The organism is Pseudomonas sp. NPDC087336 (genome assembly GCF_044744285.1).
Lineage (GTDB): Bacteria > Pseudomonadota > Gammaproteobacteria > Pseudomonadales > Pseudomonadaceae > Aquipseudomonas.
In genome coordinates, this window is sequence record NZ_JBIUYA010000009.1 from 121,701 (window position 1) to 143,304 (window position 21,604).

Here is a 21,604-nt window from a genome sequence, read left to right on the forward strand (position 1 = left end):
TGAGGAAGTCTTCGCGAGCAAGCCCGCTCCCACATTTGACCGTATTCATCAGGTAGAACTCGGTCAAAATGTGGGAACGGGCTTGCTCGCGAAGAGGCCAGTCCGACCAGCACCAATATTGAATCAATGCACCGCAGCCACCTGCTTGCGCTCACCAATAGGCGATACACCGAAGAATCGGCTGTAGCATTTGGAGAAATGCGCCGGCGAAACGAAGCCGCAGGCGAGGGCGATGTCACGAACCTGCGATTCGCTGCGCAGCAATAGCTGTCGCGCCCGTGCAAGGCGCAACTCCAGGTAGTACTGACTCGGCGTGCGTTGCAGGTGCTTGTGAAACAGACGTTCCAGCTGGCGCACCGACACCTCGTTCAACCGCGCGAGTTCCTCAAGGCCCACCGGCTCCTCGAGATTGGCTTCCATGATCGCCACCATCTGGCTGAGCTTGGGCTGCGAGGTGCCCAGCTTCTGCCGCAATGGCACACGCTGTTGCTCCTGCGCCCCCCGGATCCGATCACACAGCAGCAACTCGGCCGTGTGGGCAGCGATGTCCCGACCACCGGGTTCGCGGGCGATCAACTGCAGGGTCATGTCCATGGAAGCCACGCCGCCGGAGCAGGTGTAGCGATCACGGTCCAGCTCGAACAGCTGGTTGGAAATGATGATCCCCGGGAAACGCTCCTTCAGTGCCTCGATGTCTTCCCAGTGAATCGTGCAACGATAGCCCTTGAGCAGATCGGCGCGCGCCAACAAGTGGCTACCGGTGCAAATCCCACCCAGTGGCACCTGATCATGCGCCAGCTTGCGTAGCCAATTGAGCAGCGGTCGGCTGCTGTGGTTGGAGACGATCGGGTTTGATCCGACAACGAACAGCATGTCCAGCTTTGGTGCATCGGTGATGCTGTGGTCGGGCAGGATGCGCATGCCGTTGCTGGCCGTCACCGGGTCCAGGCTGGCGGCGATGATGACGGTGCGGAACATCGGTTTGCGCGCGGCCAGGTTCGCCATGCGCAGGGTTTCCACGGCGGAGGCGAAGCCGATGGTGGTGAAGTTGGGGATGACCAGGAAACCCACGGTTTTCACTGGCTGTTGTTCATTCGCCGAGCGTCCTGCGGCGGGTCTCGCCACCTGGAGTTTCGCCATGATTACCGCTCCTCGACTGCATCAGTGACGTGCTCCGCGGCAAGCTGCCAATATACGGGTGGCGTCATCTCGTTTTTGTGATTGTAAGCCTTGTTTACAGGCTTCAGGATTTTACCTCGAGTGTCCGGTCAATAGACCGCGACGAAAGGAATATGCACGCAAGATGCCATGAGTCTGGATTGTCTGAAGGGGATGTGGATGCACATGTGATGTCCATGCTGCTCCAGTGCGCCGACCGGCAGAAAGACAGGGCAGCCGGTAGCGACCTTCTCTGCATATTCCGGCCAGGTGAATTCTCCAATTTATGCCTGTGATATTAGATACGTGCATGCCGCTTTTGGGCAAGAGGGGCTTTGGTTGCCAGGAGATGCCAGCTATATCCGCAGCGAGCTGGTCCATCGCGAGCATGCTCGCTCCTACAAAAATCTGGGGACATCCATACAATCCGGGTCAGCTACCAAACATCAAAACCCCATATCCAACACCACGCTGTCCAGGTAAGTCCCCGCCGGCGGAGTCGCCTGGTCGGTATAGATCTTCGCGTTGTAATTGAAGATCTGGCTCCCCGTCCCCAGTCCATTCCCCGGATTGACCTCGGCATCGGAACTTGCCCGACGCGCACTGCCCACGCTCCCCCAGCGTGTCGTGCCGGCACTTTTGAAAATGTCATAGGCCAGGTAATTACCGCTCGAGATCATCCGCCGCCGCCCGCCGACACTGACCGCATTCTGCCCATCGCTCAGCCCCACGGTGTAGGCACTGCCCTTGGTGCACGCCAGGTTGATGGTCTGCCCGGTCACCGCGGTAAAGGCGCTGACCACCGGCGCGCTGCCGAAGGCGATGTTCGGCGCGGTGATGGTGCAGTCGTTGGCCACGGTCAGGTTCACCGTCAGCGTCGTAGTGCCGCTGCTGATATCACGCCCCAGACAAACGCTGCCGACGTCGATACCCGAGCAGTAGTTCCAGTTCCAGAAAATGCTCAGGGTTTCTGTGTAGACCCCGGCAGCCACGTTGCTGCCAATCGTCGTGCCGAGGTAGAGCGGCACGGTTTTGGGCACCGTGCCACCGAGCAAGCCAAGCGCATCGATGATGCCGTTGCGCGCGAAGTCGAAGGCGGTGCCGCGGGTCAGCGGGTAGCTGGTGCTGTTGTTGGCGTAGATCGTGTAGCCGATGACATCGCCGGTGGGGCCGAGCAAACCGCTCTGGGTCGAGGTGACGGTAGCCCAGAAGTGATCGTTGCTGGTCAGCAACGTCAACAGCGAGCCGCTGCAACTCAAGCCGCCGTTGAGCGTGGAACCGGGTTGCGATGTGGTGCGCACGGCAATCGAACTCAATGAGCCGAATGCCACTGGCGTAGTGCCGACCACCGAACACAAGGCCCAGGCGGGGGCCGGCAGCCAGAGCACCAGCAGCATCAGCCACTTCATCGGCACACCAACGGTCCGATCAGCGGGATCTGATCCTGCGTCAGGTCGGCGGCAAACTGCACGTGGCAGCTCTTGCCATCACCCAACGTCACCCGCAGATCATTCTGCGCCTGCAGGTTTTCCAGGTACACCAGGCCGTCCCAGCCGACCACGGTTTGCGTGCCGATCTGCTCATGCACCACACCGCTGCCCAAGGGCAATTCCTGCTGCTGCGCGTCCACCAGCACGATGCTCGCCGCGATCACCCGGCTTAGCGGAAACTCCAGCAGATAGCCGCTGCCACGCCGCACCGCGATGCGTTGCTCGACGTTCGGGCTGCGCACGTTGGCCGGCAGGTTGAGCGGATCGATCTCGTATTTGCCGCGGTAGTAGGCGCTGCTCCACGGTACCAGCAAGTGGCCGTTGCGATCGGTCTGGCCCACCTGCTGGTTTTCGGCACGCGCGGTCGTTGACGCGGGCGATGGAGCGGCTGGACAGCGAACTCAGCGAGTACGCCGAAGGCGCCCGCGGGCATGTCCGGATATTGGCAAACATCTCATCGATCATGGAGTTCCTGCCGGAGGAACTGTCGGATTTCATGCTGGAACATCCCAGAATCCAGGTCGACATCGAGGAGCGTTTCAGTCCTGATGTGGTGCGAGGTGTGGCTGAGGGCAATGCCGACCTGGGCATTTGTCGACGTTCGATGGCGGTGGGTGACCTGGAGTTTCTGCCGTATCGGCAAGACCATCTGGCTGTCGTGGTGGGTGCCAACCATCCTTTGGCGGGTCGCTCCAGCATCGTGTTCGCCCAGACCCTGGCGTTCGATCGAAGTATCGAAGTTGATCGAATACATGATGACCAAAGGCGATGTCTGGTTTGCACGGGATGGATGAGATTGCCGCGCATGTCCAGCGCAGCGTCGCCACGGGCGTCTATAAACCACGGATTGACAGGCTGCCTTATTATCAAGGGCCAGTTAAGGCGCATAAGGGCATTTGATCTAATTGAAGCAGGGGAAGCGGCCATCGAGGGGTGGTCGTTGCTCCATTAATGGAATCCAGGCGTATATTGATAGTTGAGGCGATAGTGAATCGTCGGTGTTGTGAAACGCCCCGAAACTTTTGGAGGTGTTGCATGAGCCAGTATCAACGACTCTTTCTGGTAGCCGGTCCCGCCATGCGTCACACCCCGGCGTTGGAGCGAGCAGTCGCCATTGCCCAGGCTACACGCGCGGCGCTGCACATCACGGTGTTTATCGAAGACTCCCACCTCCTGGGCTTGAAGAGTGCTGGGGCACGTTTTCGTGAAGCCTGTCAGCAAGAGAACGAAAAATGGTTGGAGGATGAGGCCGACCTGATCCGCGAGCGCGGGATCAAGGTGAGTACCGAAGTGCTTGTTACGCGCACCGCGTTGCAAGAAATACTGCTGCATGTGGCAGAAATGCAGGCGGATCTGCTGATCAAGGACGTTCAACACGAGTCAGCGCTCAAGCGCGTTTTCATTACGCCTCTGGATTGGCACCTGTTGCGCGAATGTCCGGTGCCTGTGCATCTGGTCAGTGAAGTCCGCTGTCCGCTGCCGCGGGTGGTCGTGGCGGCAGTCGATCCGTCTCATCCTGAGACGCAGATCACCGGCATCAACGAGCGCATCATCCAGGCGGCGAACGGTTTGGCGATGCAATGCAGTGCGGAACTGCATCTGCTGCATGCCTACGATCCATCGCGTACACATATGTCCGACGCAGGCGCGGGTGCCGTAACGATGCCAGGTTTCAGCAGCGATGTGCGCAAGTCGCTGCAAAAGACATTTGTCGCCCTGGCCGACCACTACGGCGTGCCCACTGAGCGACAACACTTCGTCGAAGCGTCACCTGGCAAGGCGCTGGCCGATTGTGCAGCGCATCAGCGGGCCGACGTGATCGTCATGGGAAATGCCCATCGCAAGGGGCTGGGCAAATGGGTGGGCAGTACGACGGAGCATGTGCTGTATCAGGTGCCCTGCAACGTTTTCGCCGTGACGGGGTCTGCGGACCAGTGAGTGGATTGGCTATCAGCGCAATTCATTGCTTGTAGCCAATCTGCCGCAACAGGTTCTTGCGCCACAGGATGTCGTCGTCGCCTTCAATGTCACGGGCGCAGAAACCATCCACGACGCCGAGGATGGCTCGCCCTTGTTCGGTCTCGGCGACAACCACTTCAGTGGGATTGGCGGTTGCACAAAAGATTCGGCACACCTCTGGAACCATCTTGAGGGTGTTCAACACGTTCAGCGGATAGAAACCGTCGCCCAGGAAAATGATGAAGCTATGGCCGGCGGCGATGGCCTTGGCATTTTTCTGTGCCAGTTCAATCATTGCGGTATCGGTGCCAGACCATCGCACCAGGCATTTGCCTGAAGCTTCGCAAAAGGCCACGCCAAACTGGATACCCGGCACGGCATTGACCAAGGCTTCGTGGATGTCCTCGACGGACTTGATGAAGTGCGTCTGCCCCAGGATGAAGTTCGTATCTTCCGGCTTTTCGATTTTCAACGTGATGAGTTGCATTTTAAACGCCTCCTTTCACGATGTTGCTGGCAAAGTTTTTCAGCGATGGGTGCGTAGTCTGGGGTTTTGCGAGGGCGGCGATTGATGCCACGGATAGCCCTTTGCGCTGAGTTGATAGGCGTATTCGAATAAACGCTTCATGTACTCGCCATCAAATTTCCGGGTGCGCGCAACATTAAAGTCGGAGCCGATGTACGCCAGGTTGAATTGCGCTCCATCCTGCTGTGCCATGCGGTAGATCCGCTCCAGGTCGCTGATCCCCTGGGTTTGAATCAATGCACTGATGGCTCGACCGCCGATGCTCAATGTGCGGCGCTTGGTCCCGGACCACTGCGGCTCCAGTGTTCCGTTGCGAATGACATAGAAATGACGTTCGAGTCGCAAAGGGACTCCGGTGGCCCTGTTGAGCCTCACCAGCGTGCCAGGCGGGTAAAGAAACACTTGAGTAATGACCCCGCCGTCCACGTGCATTTCCTGAAACTGTTTGCCGTCAACCTCCACATCGATCATGACGGGTGAGACGGCCCCGGGAATGCTCATCGACGCGATCATGATGTTACGAAACAGCTCGAGCGCGCCCGGTGCCTGGCTTGCGGCAATTGCGCCCATGTTCCAGGTGACGGGTCGCCCTGCATCAAGGTCAGTGGTGCCGATCAGCAGGATTCTGCCTTTGGCGTATTCCACGGCGATCGCCGCCAGAATCTGCGCAGTGATGTGTTTTGAGATGAGCCGCGACAGTGGCTTGCTGTCCGCTATGCCGTCGCTGGCGAGTCGGGTCAGCACGTTTCGCGAATGAAAAATGTCTTTTGGGCCGACTCCATTGCAGACGTCCCGGATCACGCCGTCGTACTCAGGCCCCAGGTAAGCGAACGGGGCGACCAGGGCACCCGCGCTAATCCCCGTGACGACCTTGAACATGGGCCGGGTGCCATGGGCGGTCCATCCCGCAATCAGTCCCGCTGCGAATGCGCCTGCATCGCCACCGCCGGAAACGGCCAGCATACTGGCCAGCGGCAGGATATCGTTCGGCTTCCCGGCCTTGGCGAGAAGCTCGCGCTCACGTTTGTTGGATTGAACCGCATCCTCAATGAACGGCGTCAGGTCGTGGTCCAGCCTGTAGCGGGCATCGGGAATGCCCGGGATCACGGCTTTTTCCGTCAAGGTGGGGGGAACGGCATCACGGCGAGGCATGCACGCTTGCAGAAAGACGTCCAGGGTCCAGGTGCCGGGTTTGAGCGGGAATGGTTTCACAACGCCTCCTCCGGCCCCTGCAGTCGACAACGAGCGAGCTCGCCGTTGCGAGAAAATCCGATATGACCACTCGCCAATTGAGTGCGACACGTCATTCGAACGACAGCCAGCTCATTCTGCTCTCGTTTAGATGATAAATCATGAGGAATCCCGAATACGGTATGGGGGCTTTGCATCAGACCATCGGCCAAATTTCCAGGTGCCGTGGTTGTCGCTTTCAAACAATGGATCGAGTCAAAGTTTATCCCCGCGCCCCCATGGTCCATTTGACGGGTTGATCATCCATTCGCACTGAATTCGGGTAAAGGGGTAGGGCAGGCATCACTGTGGCCACTGTTCAAGCAGTATCGAAACGAACTTTTCTGCTGCCGGGGACAGTGACGCACCTCGTCGATAAACCAGCCCTAAGGAGCGATTGACCACAGGGTCGATGAGCGGAACGCTGACCAGTGTTGGATGATCCCCTGCGGGCATGGCCAGGCTTGGCATCGCCGACACGCCAAGGCCTGCTTCGACCAATCCCAATGACGTGGAAAGATGCTGGACTTCGTAGAACCACTGCGGACGCCAGCTCAGGCCTGACAGCGCATGGTCCAGCAGCATGCGGTTGCCGCTCAGCCTTCCCACCCCGATCAGCCGATAGTCGCCGAGTTCGGACCAGCTGACCGAGCTGCGCCCGGCCAACTCATGGTCGCGCCGACAGGCGAGGACAAAGGGTTCATTGACCAGGGGCACGAACTCGATGTCGGGGTGCTGGCCGCTCATCATGTTGATGCCAAAATCGGCTTCACCGCGCAGCACCGCCTCAAGACCTTCGTTGGCACTCAAGTCGAGCAATCGAATGCGGATCTTCGGATAGCGTTCGTTGTAGATGCGGATCACTGATGGCAGGAAATAGAACGCCGCGGTGGGGATGCAGGCGAGCGTTACCCGACCGATTTGCCGCTCCGCCAATTCGCGGATATTCAGAATCGAGTCGTCGAAGTCGTCCAGCAGTCGACGTGCCTTGGGTAGAAAGTCACGGCCGACACTGGTCAGGCTGACTTTGCGCGTTGTTCGATCAAGCAGGGCAGTGCCCAACCCCTCCTCGAGTTTTTTGATCCGCCGGCTCAAGGCCGGCTGAGACAAATGCAACGCTTCTGCGGCTTCATGAAAGCTGCCCAGTTCAGCGATTTTTACAAAAGACCTGATGTCCTGAAGCTCATATTCCATGTGTTTGTCTCACCCAAGAGAAGCGATACGGCCTTGGCACGGCCTGATTTATTCATTCGTGAAGTGGAATAATAGCGCCAATCTTTGCATTGGAAACACCAGTTGTTCCCTGTCACTCTTGTTTGCAAGACATCAATTAACCCGATTGATAAACAAGAGTGAGTGACCATGCAACGTATTCCTTGTGTACTCATGCGCGGTGGGACCTCCAAGGGGCCGGTATTTCTCGCCTGGGATCTACCGGTTTGCGTTGAAGAGCGCGATGAACTGTTGCTCTCCGTGATGGGCTCGGGTCACGAGCTGGAGATCGACGGAATCGGCGGCGGCAGCCCACAGACCAGCAAGGTCGCGATCGTCAGCCCTTCGTTGCATCCCGATGCGGATGTCGATTACCTGTTCGTCCAGGTCATGGTGTCCCAGCGTCGGGTCGACACGGCACCCAACTGCGGCAACATGCTCTGCGCCGTAGGCCCTTTTGCCATCGAGCAGGGTCTGGTCAAGGCGGGCAACGGATTGACCCGGGTGCGCATTCGCAACCTCAACACCGGCACCTTCGTCACCTCGGACGTGCACACACCCAACGGCAACGTCAGCTACGAGGGCGACACGGTCATCGATGGTGTGCCTGGCAGTGCGGCACCCGTGCAGTTGACCTTTCTCGACGCTGCCGGCAGCAAGACCGGCAAACTTTTCCCGACTGGCAACGCCTTGGATGTGTTCGATGGGGTTCCTGTTACCTGCATCGACATGGCCATGCCGATGCTGATCATCGAGGCCCGTCATCTGGCCAAGCGCGGCGATGAAACCCCGGCCGAGCTGGACGCCGACAAGGATTTTCTGCGCCAGCTCGAAGCCTTGCGGTTGCAGGCCGGCAGGGCGATGGGGCTGGGCGATGTCAGCGACAAGGTCATCCCCAAACCGGTGCTGGTTTCACCGGCCAAGGCGGGTGGCACCTTGCAGGTGCGCTACTTCATGCCCCACAACTGCCATCGCGCGCTGGCCATAACCGGCTCCATCGGCGTGGCGACTGCCTGTGTCAGCGAGGGCAGCGTAGTGGCCCGGATGCTCGGCAACACCGCAGGTTCGCGCCTGCAACAGGTGCGTATCGAGCACCCGAGTGGCGGCATCGATGTCGTGTTGTCCTACATCGGCGATAACGGTCAGACCATCCGCGCCTCGGTGGTGCGTACTGCACGACGATTGTTCTCCGGTTTCGTCTACGCCCCGATTTCCCAGCGACTCGCCGGCTAGTGATCTGACGGTGCCTGCGTTTTTGTATCAGCACAATTTTAACAATGGGTGATGCCATGAAACCCGCTCGTCATTACCCACCACCGGACATAGCGGACAGCAACGTCTGGTAGTCTCGGGGTCTTTCGCCTGCGCGTCGGCCTCGCCATCAATAACAACAAGAGAGATGCCCTATGCTCGCCTTACTCGGCCTGGCCATGGTGGTAGTGTTCACCTACCTGATCATGTCCAAGCGTTTGTCGCCAATCGTCGCGTTGACCGTTGTGCCGATCGTCTTTGCCCTGATCGGCGGTTTTGGCGGGACCACCGGGAAAATGATGCTCGACGGCCTGAAAATGGTCGCGCCGTCGGCCGCGCTGCTGCTGTTCGCGATCCTGTTTTTCGGGTTGATGATCGACTCGGGTCTGTTCGATCCGCTGATCCGCAAGATCCTCAAGCGGGTGAATGGCGATCCGATGAAAATCGCCATCGGCACCGCACTGCTGTCGTTGACTGTCGCGCTGGATGGCGATGGCACGACCACCTACATGATCACCTGTGCGGCGATGCTGCCGTTGTACAAGCGCATCGGCATGAATCCGATGATCCTGGCAACGATTTCCATGCTGTCGCTAAGCATCATGAGCGGTTTGAGCCCTTGGGGCGGTCCGGCCACCCGGGCGATTGCCGCGCTGGGGGTGGATGCCGGGGAATACTTCATCCCGTTATTGCCGACCATGATCGGCGGTGCCGCCTGGGTGGTGTTCACGGCATTTTTGCTGGGGCGCGCCGAGCGCAAGCGAATCGGCAATACGCAGCTGCAGAGCGGCGGTGGTGATTGCTACATCAAGGCCATTCTTGAAGACACACCGTACAAGCGCCCGAAGCTGGCCTATGTGAACCTGCTGTTGGTGACAGGTGTGATGATTGCGCTGGTGATGGGCCTGGCCCATTCGGCGATTTTGTTCCTGATCGGTTTCGTCCTGGCGCTGATGATCAACTACCCGCAGCTGGACATTCAAAAGGAACGCATCCTCGCCCATTCCGGCAACGCCATGACCGTGGTGCTGCTGGTGTTCGCAGCGGGTGTCTTCGCCGGGATTTTCTCCGGCACGAAAATGGTCGATGCACTGGCACAGACATTGGTGGAGTGGATTCCACCGTCCTGGGGGCACCTGTTTCCGCTGGTGGTGGCGATTACCAGCATGCCGCTGACGTTCGTGCTGTCCAATGATGCCTATTACTTCGGCGTCGTGCCGATCCTCGCAAACGCGGCCGCAGCCTACGGTATTGACCCGGTGGAAATTGCCAGGGCATCGGTACTGGGTCAGCCGGTGCACTTGATGAGCCCGCTGGTGGCTTCGACCCTGTTGCTGGTCGGAATGGTCGATCGCGACATTGGCGACTTCCAGCGCGCCACCGTGAAATGGGCAGTGCTCACCTCTCTGGTGATCACCGCCCTGGCCCTGCTGACCGGTGCCTTGACGCTGTTCGCCTGATTCTCCCCTGACTCACCTCTAGACGCATTTCACGCGCCGACTGCCGGCACGCGGATACCTGCATTCTGAAAAACAACAACAAGAGTAGTTCGACATGCCCCATTCTCTGATTGGCAGGGCACTTTTACCTCTCCTGGGGGTATTACCGATTGCCGCTGTTGATGCGAGCGATTTCATCGCCGACAGCAAACTGAAGTTGCAGCTGCGCAATGTTTACTTCAATGAAAACTTTCGTGATGAACATGGATTGAGTGCCCGTGCGGCGAGCACTGCTAAAAGTGAGCGTACCGAGTGGGCTCAGGGCTTCCTGCTGGACTATCAGTCGGGGTTTACCCCGGGGACATTGGGCGTGGGTTTTGATGCATTGGGCTTGCTGGGAGTAAGGCTGGACTCGGGGCGTGGCCGCAGCGGTACCGGGCTGCTACCGGTGCACGACGATGGACGCGCCGCCGATGAGTTCTCCAGTGCCGCAGCCACGGCGAAGATCAAGCTGGCCAAGACCACCCTCAGGTACGGAACACTGCTACCCAGGACGCCAGTACTGATCTACAACGATGCACGCTTGTTACCGCAGACCTATGAGGGTGGCCAGGTCACCAGCCTGGGTATCGACAAACTGACCCTGACCGGCGGCCGTCTGGATCGGTTCAAACTGCGTGATTCCACCGATAGCGTCCCGATCGTTCCTGATGGCTATTCGGGCGACAAGGGCGGGGATTTCACCTATGCCGGCGGCGACTACAAACTTGGCAAGAACACGCGCCTGAGCTACTTCCACGGCGAGCTGGAAAATTTCTATCGCCAGGACTTCGCCGGCATCCAGCACGATATTGCGTTAGGCCGTGGGATCCTGACGGGCGACCTGCGCTATTTCAACAGTCATGACGCGGGCCGCGCCTATGCCTCGAAGATTGATAACGACATGCTCAGTGCCCTGGTGTCCTACACGGTGGCGGGGCACACAGTGGGCGGTGGTTATCAAACCCTCAGCGGCGATGCCGGGCTGCCCTACATCAGCGGTTCCACGGTTTACTCGTTCAGCAACGCCGGTATCGGCAAGTTCATCGAGGAGGACGAGAAAACCTGGATGCTCAGCTACGGTTATGACTTTGCACCGTCAGGCGTGCCAGGCCTGACGTTCATGACCCGTTACCTGAAGGGCAACGATGGCAAGTCCGATACCCACATCAAAGAGTCCGAGCGCGATACCGAACTGGCTTACGTGGTCCAGAGCGGTGCGTTCAAAGGCGTGGGTGTAAAGCTGCGTAACTATGTCTACCGTGCTGACTTCGCACGTGGGCGCGACAGCAATCGCATTTATTTCACCTACGATATGGCGCTCTGGTAAGCAGGCCTTGATGTTATCGAGTGGCAGCCTTGCCTGCTGGGAGATCAACCCACGTTGCCAAAGGCTGCCATCGCTCGACCGACGCTCAACTGAACTGCCGGTTTTAGCGTTTGATCAGGGAGATCTTCGTGCCTTCGATGCTGATCCCGGCCATCAATCCTTGCTGGTCGAAGATGAACGCGTACGCGTCGTCTTTGAGCGTCGAGCTGGACAGGTTCTTGGCAACTCCTTCGTCCACCACAACCACGGTGGGTCCTACACCGATTTCCCAGCCTTTGGTTTCAGTGATGTATTGCACCGCTTTGTCGGTCATCAGGAAAACCACATAGCCATATGACTGCGCGCCAGCCTGCAATCCCCAGGAACCGCTGACGGAGTTGTAATAGTCCTGAACTTTCGTGCCCTTCATCAAAACGCCTTCGCCGTAGGCGCCGCCGAATACCAGGCCGGCCTTGATGATTTTCGGGAAGACCAGCACGGCCTTGGCTTTTTGCGAGATGGTTTCGGAGAAGGGATTGGTTTTGTAGAGCGTCTGCAACGCTTGTCGGGAGTCGGTATTGAGATCCTCGGCGGTGGCGGCGCCTGCCGTGTTCAGGAAACTGGCCGATGCCAATGCTGCAATAGCGAGCAAGACTGTCAGGAAGAACCGTATTGATTGAGTCATTTGCGTACTCCGATAAGGGAGCATTGGATGGCAGCAGCAGTCGGCGCCTGTGTCAGGCAGGACCCGAGCTTACTGAAGGTTATCCGGCGCACCCTGGAATGTGTGAATAGCAAGCGTCGCTGCTGAAGGAAGCAGGCCTCTGGCCAGTGATCAGTTGCGATGCCATCACTGGTTGTGACCACTGAGGGATGGTGGCGTTCAGCGTTATTGTTCGCTGGTACACCTGTAGGAGCGAGCGGGCGCAGATCCGACTTGCCCGCGAAGAACGATGACGCGGTGCATCCAGGCCCCAGTTGTCGGCGGCATAGCGGGCGGCGTCGGTGATGTGGTTGTGCTTGAGCGCGACCTGGCCGTCGAGGCTGTTGATGAAGTCCAGCATCCTGGCCACCGGATTGACGCCGGACTCGGGTTCGCAGGAGTGGGCGGACACACCGGTGACGGTCAGTTTGACGTCCTTGCGCCATGACGGTGCCGTAGCCTTTCTCGGCGATCACCACCGGGTAGCCGCCATCCAGCGCCAGGTTGTAGTTGGGCGTCGGGTTGCGTTCGAAGTAATAGGGGATGGCGTCGCCCGTGGTTTCCTCGGTGGTGTCTACCAGCAGATTGAAATTCCTGGCCATCGGCAGTTTCTCTTCCTTGATCACCTTCATGGCGTAGAGCGCGACCACGATGCCGTTCTTGTCATCCTCGGTGCCCCGGCCATACATGCGATCGCCCACCAGGGTGACCTTGAACGGGTCGAGCCGGGTGCCATCCTGCAACACCCAGTTCTCTGGCGTCACCGGTACTCTTGGCCAGATTTTTCAGAAACTGCCTGAAATCCGTGACCGAGGCATCACTGAACGTCTTGAGGATGATCGCACTCTGTTGCGCGGTGATGTTTCGCGAGCTATCGATGTTTAACCGGACTCAACAACGTGTAGGCGTGCGGCTTATCACGTTGACTTCGCTGCTTTTGTTCCACGTTTGCTGGCGCTCGCAGGCTTGCGCTTGGCCGGCTTGCGTTTGTTTTTCCACGGCGTTGCGCCTCGCCCGGCAGGGCTGGCCGGACCGCTGATGGTCAGGCTCAGGCCGGCGCAACGGCTGACTTGCTTGCTCATCCAGGCAGCCTGCTTGGTGACGAACTCATCAAGGCTCATTTCTCCGCTTTGTACCATGTCCAGGGCCTGCTCCCAGATGGCGGTAGTGCCCGGGTCGGCAATGGCGCGCGGGACGGCATCGATCAGGCTGAAAGCGGCCGGGGTCGCGGCCAGCGCCTTGCCGTTCTTGACCAGGTAGCCACGGTCGAGCAGCCCCTGGATGATCGAGGCGCGGGTCGCTTCGGTGCCGATGCCGGTGGTGTCCTTGAGCTTTTGCTTGAGCAATGGATCTTCCACCAGTTTGGCGACGTTCTTCATGGCCTTGATCAGGTCGCCCTCGGTGAAGGGTTTGGGCGGTTGCGTCCAGAGGTCCTTGAGTTGTACGTCGGCCATTGCGCAATCAATGCCTTCCCTGAGGTTGGGCAGGGTTTGCGGGGCGGGTGCTTCGCGGCCCTTGGCGGGTGCAAGGGCTTCGGGCAGGGCGCGTTTCCAGCCGGGTTCGACGATTTGCTTGCCGACGGCACGCAACGCCTCGCCGGCGCAATCGAAGTCGGCCTGGGTGCGGTCGAATTCGTGATTGGGCAGGAACTGCGCCAGGTAACGGGCGCGGATCAAGGTGTAGACCGCGCGCTGCTTGCCCACCAGGCGATCGAGGTTTTTCGCCGCGGCGGTGGGAATGATGCCGTGGTGCGCGCTGACCTTGGCATCGTTCCAGGCCCGTGAGCGACGCTGGGGCTCCAGGTAGTCGTGCAACGCGTTCAGTGCCGGGTCGGCCTGGTGTAGCGCCGCGAGAATGCCCGGTGCTTCGCTGTGTTGGCTGAGCGGCAAGTAACCACAGTCGCTGCGCGGGTAGGTGATGACCTTGTGGGTTTCGTAGAGCGCCTGGGCGATGTCGAGGGTTTCCTGGGCACCGAGCCCGAGCTTTTTCGAGCAGACTTCCTGCAAGGTGCCGAGGTCGAACGGCAGCGGCGCCACTTCGCGCATCCGTTCGGTGCGCAGCTTGACGACCCTGGCGCTTGCGGCGGCGAGCATGGCGGCTGCCGCTTGTTGGGCCAGCGCCTGGTTCAGGCAGCGATCCTGGTCGTCGCACACTTCGGAGGCCGCCCGCCATTGTGCCGTGAAGGTGGTGCCGTTATGCAGTAGTTGCACCTCCACAGCCCAGTAGGGCACGGGCACGAAGGCGGCGATGCTACGGTCGCGATCCACCACCAGGCGCAACGTCGGCGTCTGCACCCGGCCGACCGGCAGGACGCCCTGATAACCGGATTGGCGTCCGAGCAAGGTGAACAGCCGGCTCATGTTCATGCCGATCAGCCAGTCGGCACGGGAGCGTCCCAGGGCCGAGTGATAGAGGCTGAAGGTCTGCGCGCCGGGCCTGAGCGCGGCGAGGGCCTTGCGGATCGAGGCATCGTCCAGCGCCGACAGCCACAGTCGCTGGATCGGACCGCGATAGCGGCAATGTTCCACCAGTTCCCTGGCGATCATTTCGCCCTCGCGGTCGGCGTCCGTGGCAATGACCAGGTCGCGCGCTTCGCCGAGCAGGCGCTTGACCACCTTGTACTGGCTGGCCGTGCGCGGCTTGACGGTCATTTTCCATTTATCGGGAATGATCGGCAGGTCTGCCAGTACCCAGCGCTTGTAGCGCGCGTCATAGGCATCCGGGGGCGCGGTTTCCAGCAGGTGGCCGATGCACCAGGTCACCGTGACGTCCGTTCCCAGCCAGCAGCCGTCACCGCGCCGCCGCGCGCCGAGCACGGCCGCAATGTCTTTGGCCTGGGAAGGTTTTTCACAGAGGTACAGCCGCATAACCACCATCGTCGATCAATGTGCGCAAGATGCACAGGATGGCGTGAGTGGGGCGCGAGAGCAATCTTTATCTGTATGGATGTACAGCAAAAGCGTTGCGCGTGTTTGCGCAACGCGGTGAACCCGTTCGGCTGCGAAGCCGCCGTAGCTCTGCAACTTGGGTTATACCTGATAAACCGAGATTTTCCGGGGCGTCGTGTAGCCCCTTGCCGGCAAGCCCAGCTGTTACAGGTCCATTACCGTCATGAGGTGCCCATTCCATGAAAAGCTCCGGACCCAGCCCTGTCATCACCATCGCCGAACAGCCCGGCTGCCTGTTGGTGAAGTTTCACGGATTTCAGGTGGCAGCGTCTTCACGTGCGCTAGTGCTATTGGAGGCCAATTACCCACCGGTGTACTACGTGCCGCGAGAAGACATCGACGAGAAATATTACGCCCGTACCGACCACACCAGCTATTGCCCATACAAGGGCGATGCCAGCTATTTCAGTTTGCAGGTGCCGGGACATGAAGGGGCTAATGCGGTGTGGAGTTACGAGACCCCAAAAGTCTCTGTCGAACAGATTCGCCGATACATGGCGTTCTATCCGGATCAGGTGAAGTTCGAGGTCGTCGAGCTCGAGGAGTGAGTCGCCATCAAAAGATCGCCGCCTGCGCCAGCTCGCAGGGGAACGCATTCCAGGGAGCTGCCGAAGGCTGCGATCTTTTGATTTTCAATCAGTTCTTGTTCAGATCCACGTTACGCGTCTCACGCAAACACAGCATCCCTACCACCAGGCTCACCCCGGTGATCAGCACCGGGTACCACAGCCCGTAGAAGATGTCGCCGGTGTACACCACCAGAGCAAACGACACGGTCGGCAGGAACCCACCGAACCAGCCATTGCCGATGTGGTAGGGCAGGGACATCGAGGTGTAGCGGATGCGGGTCGGGAACAGTTCGACCATCAGCGCCGCCAGCGGGCCGTAGCACATGGCGGAGATGATGATCAGCGCGACGATCAGGGCTACGATCATTGGCTTGTTGATCTGCTGCATGTCGGCCTGTTGCGGGTAACCCGCCAGGGTCACTGCGCCACGCAGGGCCGCTTCGTCGAAACCATCGATCTTCACGTCGCCGACGCTGACCTGCACGGCGCTGCCGGCCGGGGCCGCTGCGCTCTGGTACGGCAGGCCCTGCTTGACCAGGAAGGTCTTGACCTTGTCGCACGGGCTGTCAAATTTCGCCTTGCCCACCGGGTCGAACTGGAAGGTGCAGGTGGCCGGGTCCGCGAGCACGGTAATCGGCGCCTGGCGGCTGGCCAGGTCGATGGCCGGGTTGGCGTAGTGGGCCAGGGTCTTGAAGATCGGGAAGTACAACACAGTGGCGAGCAGCAGGCCAAGCATCAGCACGGGTTTGCGCCCGACCTTGTCCGACAGCCAGCCGAAGAAAATGAAGAAGGGGGCACCGATGGTCACACTGACGATCAGCAAGCCGTTAGCCACTGCGGGGTCCATTTTCAGGAACTGGGTGAGGAAGAACAGCACATAGAACTGCGCAGCGTAGAAGGTCACCGCTTGCCCGGCGTTGATGCTGAACAGGGCGATCAGCACCACCTTGAGGTTTTCCCACTTGCCGAAGGAATCGCGGATCGGCGACTTGCAGAGTTTACCTTCCTCTTTCATCTTCACGAACGCAGGCGACTCGTGCAGGCTCAGGCGAATCCAGGTCGAGATGCCCAGCAGAATGATCGAAAACAGGAACGGAATGCGCCAGCCCCAGACTTCGAACTGATCGCCCGTGAAGTACCGGCAGCCAAGTACCACCAGCAGCGACAGCAGCAGGCCGAGGGTAGCGGTTGATTGAATCCAGCTGGTGTGGAAACCGCGTTTGCCCATTGGCGCGTGTTCTGCGACGTAGGTCGCGGCGCCACCGTATTCCCCACCCAGTGCCAGGCCCTGGAGCATGCGCAGCACCACGAGGATGATCGGCGCGGCGATGCCGATGCTCGCGTAATTGGGCAGCAAGCCGACGCAGAAGGTGGCCAGGCCCATGAGCACGATGGTGGCGAGGAAGGTGTATTTGCGCCCGATCATGTCCCCCAACCGGCCGAACACCAGGGCGCCGAACGGCCTGACAATGAAGCCGGCGGCGAATGCCATCAAGGCGAAGATGAACGCCGTGGTGTCATTGACCCCGGCGAAGAACTGCTTGCTGATGACCGCCGCAAGGGCGCCGTAGAGGAAAAAGTCATACCACTCGAAGACCGTCCCGAGCGACGAGGCGAAGATGACTTTCTGGGTTTGCTCGCTGGTGCCCGCGCTGCGCACGGCTTCCAGGGGCTGAACGTGTTCTGACATTTCGGTATCCCTCACAGTGATTGTTTTTGTTGTTCCACTGGTGTCGCGTGTCCGTGAATCAGATGAAAATTCCTGGTGGGAGCGAGCCTGCTCGCGAATACGGTGGGTCAGTCACCCTCAATGTTGAAGAACCTGCGCTTTCGCGAGCAGGCTCGTTCCCACAAGGGCCGTGTCTGCGGTTGTGGCAAGGATCAGTTGTGCGGCTTTCTCCGCGATCATCAGCGTAGGCGAACAGGTGTTGCCCGAGGTGATGCGCGGCATGATCGAGGCGTCGGCAATGCGCAGGCCGGGGATGCCATGCACGCGCAGTTCGGCATCGACCACCGCGTCCACGTCGTGGCCCATGCGGCAAGTGCCGACGGGATGAAAGATGGTAGTGCCGATCCGCGCGGCGGCTTCATGCAGTTGTTCTTCGCTTTGCAGGCTGTCGCCGGGCAGGTACTCGACCGGTTTGAACGCCTTCAGGGCCGGCGCGGCCACGATGCGCCGGGTCAGGCGAATGGCATCGGCGGCCACCCGCAGATCTTCCGCGTGGCTCAGGTAATTGGGCTGGATCAGTGGCGCTTGCTGTGGATCGGCCGAGCGGATCTCCACCTTGCCCCGGCTTTGCGGACGCAGATCGCAAACTGATGCGGTGAACGCCGGGAAGGCATGCAACGGCTCACCAAAGCGCTCCAGCGACAGCGGCTGGACGTGGTACTCAAGGTTGGCCGAGGTTTGCTCTGGCCCTGAACGCGCAAAGGCCCCGAGCTGACTCGGCGCCATCGACAACGGACCACTGCGGTCATACAGGTAACGCAGGCCCATGCCCATCTTGCCCCACAGGCTGCCGGCGATCTGATTGAGCGTGCGGGCATTCTCCAGTTTGTAGATCAGGCGCAACTGCAGGTGGTCCTGCAAGTTGCCGCCGACGCCGGCCAGTTCATGGACAACGCCGATGCCCAGGCGCTTGAGCAGAGGGCGAGGGCCGATACCCGAACGCTGCAGAATGCTCGGTGAGCCAACGGAGCCGGCGCACAGGATGATTTCCTTGCGCGCCCTGAAGGTTTTGGCCTGACCCTGCCAACGGGCGCTGACCGCCGAGGCCCGGGCGTTTTCCAGCAGCACGCGGTCGACCTCGACGCCGGTCAGGACCGTTAGATTGTGGCGATTGCGTACTGGCTTGAGAAACGCCTTGGCCGCATTCCAGCGGATACCGGCCTTCTGGTTGACCTGGAAGTAGCCACACCCCTCGTTATCACCCTGGTTGAAGTCATCGATGCTGGCGATGCCGCTTTGCTCGGCAGCGCTGCGAAAAGCATCGAGAATCGGCCACGACAGGCGCTGGCGTTCGACTCGCCATTGGCCGGTGGCACCATGAAACTCGGAGTCACCGGCAAAGTGGTTTTCGCTTTTCTTGAACAGCGGCAGCACGTCTTGCCAGCGCCAGCCGGGGTTGCCGTCGGCCGCCCAGCCATCGTAGTCGCCAGCCTGGCCGCGCATGTAGATCATGCCGTTGATCGAGGAGCAGCCGCCCAGTACCTTGCCGCGCGGGTAACTCAGGGTGCGCCCCTGCAGGCCGGCTTGCGCTTCGGTCTTGAAGCACCAGTCGGTGCGAGGGTTGCCGATGCAGAACAGGTAACCGACGGGGATGTGAATCCACGCATAGTTGTCGCGACCGCCGGCTTCGAGCAGCAGCACGCGGTGCTGTGGGTTGGCCGACAGGCGATTGGCCAGCAAACAACCGGCCGGACCGGCGCCGACCACGATGTAGTCGTATTCATCAAGGGAAGCGTGCATCCCTGACCTCGCTTGTTGTTCTTGTGGGTTCATCCTAGTTGTTAGCTTTCGTTAAAAGAATGTTAGTTTTTACCCAGCTGCTGTTCGTTTTTAAACAACGCTCAACTAAGGATGGACGATGTTCGACTGGAATGACCTGCGGTTCTTTCTCGAGCTACAGCGTAGCGGGCGTTTGCTCACCGCCGCGCGCCGTTTGAACACCACTCATGCCACCGTGGCACGGCACATCGAGGCCATTGAAAAGAGCCTGGGCACCGCACTGTTCGTGCAGCATGCCCAGGGGTACGAGCTGACCCCGGCCGGTGAAGCCTTGCTCAAGCACGCCGAGGCGATGGAGAACGTCGCGCTGCTGGCGCAAGAGGAAATCACCCAATCCACGGCGCCGCTGGGCAAGATCCGGGTGGGGGTGACCGAAGGGCTGGGGATCATGTTCCTCGCCAGCCGCATGAACGGCCTGTTCGAGCGTTACCCGGGGCTGGAAGTGGAGCTGGTGGCGGTGCCGCGCTTCGTCAGCATTCTCAACCGCGAGGCGGAAATCAGCATTCACCTGGAACGCCCGGCCGCCGACATGCTGGTCACGCGCAAACTGACGGACTATCGCCTGGCGCTCTATGCCAGCCAGGACTACCTCGACCGTGCGCCAGAGCTGCGCAATCGTGAAGATCTGGGGCGGCATGCCTGGATCGGCTACGTCGACGACTTGCTGTTCAGCCAGGAGCTGATGTTCCTCAACAGCTTCTGCCGCAACCCGCAGGTGGTGTTCCACAGCACCAGCGTTATCGCCCAGCAACAGGCTGCGCGCGCGGGCCTGGGTATTGCCGTGCTGCCGTGTTACATGGCCAGCGCCGATCCTGCGCTGGTGCCGCTGTTCCCCCAGGAGAGCATCCAGCGCAGCTATTGGATCAGCACCCGCCGCGAGCTGCATAAATCGGTGCGGCTGCGGGTGATGTGGGATTACGTGGTGGACTTGTGCGAGCGTGAGCAGGACCTGCTGCTGGGGCCCAACCCCCCTCACGACGGGTGAAAACCCTGTAGGAGCCAGCGGTGCGGCGATCCGACTTGCCGGCGAACCGGACACCGCGGTGTATCTGTAACACCGCGTTATCGTTCTTCGCCGGCAGCCTGGCTCCTACAAGGTATAGGTCGCCCACGTTTTCGCAGGTGTGTTTCAGGCGAGGATTTCAAACGCCGTACTGGCCAGCCGCTCCCCATTCACCAGCACATGCACCGCATGCCTGCCCGCATAATGCCGGCGGGTGGTCAGTTCCTTGATGTGCTGGCCACGGGCGATGGACTGCGTGGCGTTGCCTGGCAGCGTCAGGGCCTTGAGCTTGAAGACCTTGGCCGAGGTGCTGCCATTGGCCTTGACGTAGTCGATGGCGTAATCGATCACCAGGCGCTGGCTGTCCTGCACCGTGGATTTCACCGCAAAGGACAGGGTGATTTTTTCGCCAAGTTCGATCACCGGCGGGTTGACCTGTACATCGATGATCTGCACCTCAGGCTTGCCGCCCGCGCCAATGATCGCCAGGGCACGCAGGTTGCCCTGTTTGATCAGGCTGCGCAGGGCATGCCTGGCGATCCAAGCGGTGTGTTTGTTGTCCAGCGACCAGCCCTCGATCAGGTTCAGCACCCACTCGGGATGGTCCTTGGTGATGTCGTTGAGGTGGTTGGCCACGGACTTGCGCACGTAAAGGCTGGTGTCGGCCTTGAGGTTGTCGAGGATGCCGGCGGCCAGTCGCGGGTCGGCCTGCACCTGTTCCAGGCGAAACGACCACGGCAAGCGCGGCCGGCAACCTTCGCTGGCGAGGCGTCGGACATGCTCGTTGGCGTCCAGCGACCAGTCATGCATCAGTTGCAGCGAGCGTTGCAGATCGCCACGCAGGAAATGGCGGATGGCGAATTCCGAGGAACCGAACGCGGTGAAGTATTTGAGCGCCTCCATCGACAGTTCGAACCGGTCCGCGCCATAGGTCGCCACGTAGTGCGGCAGGCACATGCTGACAAAGCCACTGTTGAGACGAGGGGCGAGGGCGCGCAATACCGCAAGCGACGCTTCATAACCTAGCGGCAGCACCGCGTGCAGGCATTCGCTGACGCGGGCCAGGCGCTGCATCACCGACAATTCGGCCAGGCCATGATTGGCCAGTTTCAGGAAATCCTTGGCATCGAAGCCGGGATACACCGCCGTCATCTCGGTGGCGATGTGCCGCAAGCGCTCGGCGTTGAAGATTTCCTTGAGAGCGGTTTCGCCAGCCATGGTGGAGTCCGTGTGTGATAGGGGTCGGGTTGCCGGCCAAAT

16 protein-coding genes and 5 pseudogenes are annotated in these 21,604 nt (G+C 60.1%); 8 read left to right on the top strand and 13 right to left on the bottom strand.

Annotated features, from left to right (window positions below):
• Nucleotides 1-123: 123 nt before the first annotated feature.
• The 4 genes and pseudogenes from ACIO0C_RS11490 to ACIO0C_RS11505 form a co-directional block, all read right to left on the bottom strand.
• The gene (locus tag ACIO0C_RS11490) at nucleotides 124-1,140 is read right to left on the bottom strand and encodes a GlxA family transcriptional regulator (protein ID WP_401311732.1); all 1,017 of its coding nucleotides are present in this window, start codon (nucleotides 1,138-1,140) and stop codon (nucleotides 124-126) included.
• Between the two features lie 191 nt (nucleotides 1,141-1,331).
• Nucleotides 1,332-1,442 (bottom strand): annotated as a pseudogene (locus tag ACIO0C_RS11495) (creatininase family protein); the annotation flags it as partial.
• A 162-nt stretch (nucleotides 1,443-1,604) separates the two neighbouring features.
• Entirely contained in the window at nucleotides 1,605-2,567 is a 963-nt protein-coding gene (locus ACIO0C_RS11500; protein WP_401311735.1) for a spore coat protein U domain-containing protein, read from the bottom strand.
• Nucleotides 2,564-3,007: pseudogene (locus ACIO0C_RS11505) on the bottom strand (FimD/PapC C-terminal domain-containing protein); the annotation flags it as partial. The gene ACIO0C_RS11500 and the pseudogene ACIO0C_RS11505, both read right to left, overlap by 4 nt.
• Between ACIO0C_RS11505 and ACIO0C_RS11510 the strand changes: the two are divergent.
• Both ACIO0C_RS11510 and ACIO0C_RS11515 read left to right on the top strand, forming a co-directional pair.
• Nucleotides 2,989-3,375, top strand: a pseudogene (locus ACIO0C_RS11510) (LysR substrate-binding domain-containing protein); the annotation flags it as partial. The pseudogenes ACIO0C_RS11505 and ACIO0C_RS11510 sit on opposite strands and share 19 nt — an antisense overlap.
• A gap of 308 nt (nucleotides 3,376-3,683) precedes the next feature.
• A complete protein-coding gene (locus ACIO0C_RS11515) occupies nucleotides 3,684-4,586 on the top strand; it encodes a universal stress protein (protein WP_401311737.1) in 903 nt (300 codons plus the stop codon).
• Between the two features lie 22 nt (nucleotides 4,587-4,608).
• On the opposite strand, the gene ACIO0C_RS11520 is transcribed toward ACIO0C_RS11515, so the two are convergent.
• Nucleotides 4,609-5,094, bottom strand: coding sequence for an adenosine-specific kinase (locus ACIO0C_RS11520; protein WP_401311739.1), 486 nt, complete (start codon nucleotides 5,092-5,094; stop codon nucleotides 4,609-4,611).
• 39 nt (nucleotides 5,095-5,133) lie between these two features.
• Nucleotides 5,134-6,345, bottom strand: a complete 1,212-nt coding sequence (locus ACIO0C_RS11525) for a patatin-like phospholipase family protein (RefSeq protein ID WP_401311742.1) — start codon at nucleotides 6,343-6,345, stop codon at nucleotides 5,134-5,136.
• A 174-nt stretch (nucleotides 6,346-6,519) separates the two neighbouring features.
• Here ACIO0C_RS11525 and ACIO0C_RS11530 point away from each other — a divergent pair.
• Nucleotides 6,520-6,615: pseudogene (locus ACIO0C_RS11530) on the top strand (LysR family transcriptional regulator); the annotation flags it as partial.
• 51 nt (nucleotides 6,616-6,666) lie between these two features.
• Here ACIO0C_RS11530 and ACIO0C_RS11535 read toward each other — a convergent pair.
• A complete protein-coding gene (locus ACIO0C_RS11535; protein WP_274076279.1) occupies nucleotides 6,667-7,557 on the bottom strand; it encodes a LysR family transcriptional regulator in 891 nt (296 codons plus the stop codon).
• 168 nt (nucleotides 7,558-7,725) lie between these two features.
• Here ACIO0C_RS11535 and ACIO0C_RS11540 point away from each other — a divergent pair, with 168 nt between their 5' ends.
• From ACIO0C_RS11540 to ACIO0C_RS11550, 3 genes are all read left to right on the top strand, one after another.
• Nucleotides 7,726-8,808, top strand: coding sequence for a 4-oxalomesaconate tautomerase (locus ACIO0C_RS11540; protein ID WP_401311745.1), 1,083 nt, complete (start codon nucleotides 7,726-7,728; stop codon nucleotides 8,806-8,808).
• 173 nt (nucleotides 8,809-8,981) lie between these two features.
• Nucleotides 8,982-10,286: a CitMHS family transporter gene (locus tag ACIO0C_RS11545; protein ID WP_272606179.1), complete on the top strand. Its 1,305-nt coding sequence runs from the start codon at nucleotides 8,982-8,984 to the stop codon at nucleotides 10,284-10,286.
• 94 nt (nucleotides 10,287-10,380) lie between these two features.
• Nucleotides 10,381-11,634 (top strand): OprD family porin, encoded by a 1,254-nt coding sequence (locus tag ACIO0C_RS11550; RefSeq protein WP_401311748.1) that lies wholly within the window; start codon nucleotides 10,381-10,383, stop codon nucleotides 11,632-11,634.
• A gap of 103 nt (nucleotides 11,635-11,737) precedes the next feature.
• Here ACIO0C_RS11550 and ACIO0C_RS11555 read toward each other — a convergent pair whose 3' ends face one another.
• The 3 genes and pseudogenes from ACIO0C_RS11555 to ACIO0C_RS11565 form a co-directional block, all read right to left on the bottom strand.
• On the bottom strand, nucleotides 11,738-12,298 hold the full coding sequence (locus ACIO0C_RS11555) for a YSC84-related protein (protein WP_401311751.1): 561 nt from the start codon (nucleotides 12,296-12,298) through the stop codon (nucleotides 11,738-11,740).
• 280 nt (nucleotides 12,299-12,578) lie between these two features.
• Nucleotides 12,579-13,086, bottom strand: a pseudogene (locus ACIO0C_RS11560) (M20/M25/M40 family metallo-hydrolase); the annotation flags it as partial.
• Between the two features lie 147 nt (nucleotides 13,087-13,233).
• The gene (locus tag ACIO0C_RS11565) at nucleotides 13,234-15,183 is read right to left on the bottom strand and encodes a DNA topoisomerase III (RefSeq protein WP_401311753.1); all 1,950 of its coding nucleotides are present in this window, start codon (nucleotides 15,181-15,183) and stop codon (nucleotides 13,234-13,236) included.
• A gap of 260 nt (nucleotides 15,184-15,443) precedes the next feature.
• Here ACIO0C_RS11565 and ACIO0C_RS11570 point away from each other — a divergent pair, with 260 nt between their 5' ends.
• A complete protein-coding gene (locus ACIO0C_RS11570; protein ID WP_401311755.1) occupies nucleotides 15,444-15,812 on the top strand; it encodes a DUF427 domain-containing protein in 369 nt (122 codons plus the stop codon).
• A gap of 88 nt (nucleotides 15,813-15,900) precedes the next feature.
• On the opposite strand, the gene ACIO0C_RS11575 is transcribed toward ACIO0C_RS11570, so the two are convergent.
• Complete coding sequence (locus tag ACIO0C_RS11575; RefSeq protein ID WP_401311758.1) at nucleotides 15,901-17,523, bottom strand: MFS transporter; 1,623 nt, start codon at nucleotides 17,521-17,523, stop codon at nucleotides 15,901-15,903.
• A gap of 117 nt (nucleotides 17,524-17,640) precedes the next feature.
• Nucleotides 17,641-19,302 (bottom strand): GMC family oxidoreductase, encoded by a 1,662-nt coding sequence (locus ACIO0C_RS11580; RefSeq protein WP_401311760.1) that lies wholly within the window; start codon nucleotides 19,300-19,302, stop codon nucleotides 17,641-17,643.
• 118 nt (nucleotides 19,303-19,420) lie between these two features.
• Between ACIO0C_RS11580 and ACIO0C_RS11585 the strand changes: the two genes are divergently transcribed.
• Nucleotides 19,421-20,326 (top strand): LysR family transcriptional regulator, encoded by a 906-nt coding sequence (locus ACIO0C_RS11585; protein WP_401311763.1) that lies wholly within the window; start codon nucleotides 19,421-19,423, stop codon nucleotides 20,324-20,326.
• A gap of 144 nt (nucleotides 20,327-20,470) precedes the next feature.
• Here the strand turns inward: ACIO0C_RS11585 and ACIO0C_RS11590 are convergent, their stop codons facing one another.
• Nucleotides 20,471-21,562, bottom strand: a complete 1,092-nt coding sequence (locus ACIO0C_RS11590; protein ID WP_401311766.1) for a DNA alkylation repair protein — start codon at nucleotides 21,560-21,562, stop codon at nucleotides 20,471-20,473.
• Nucleotides 21,563-21,604 lie beyond the last annotated feature (42 nt).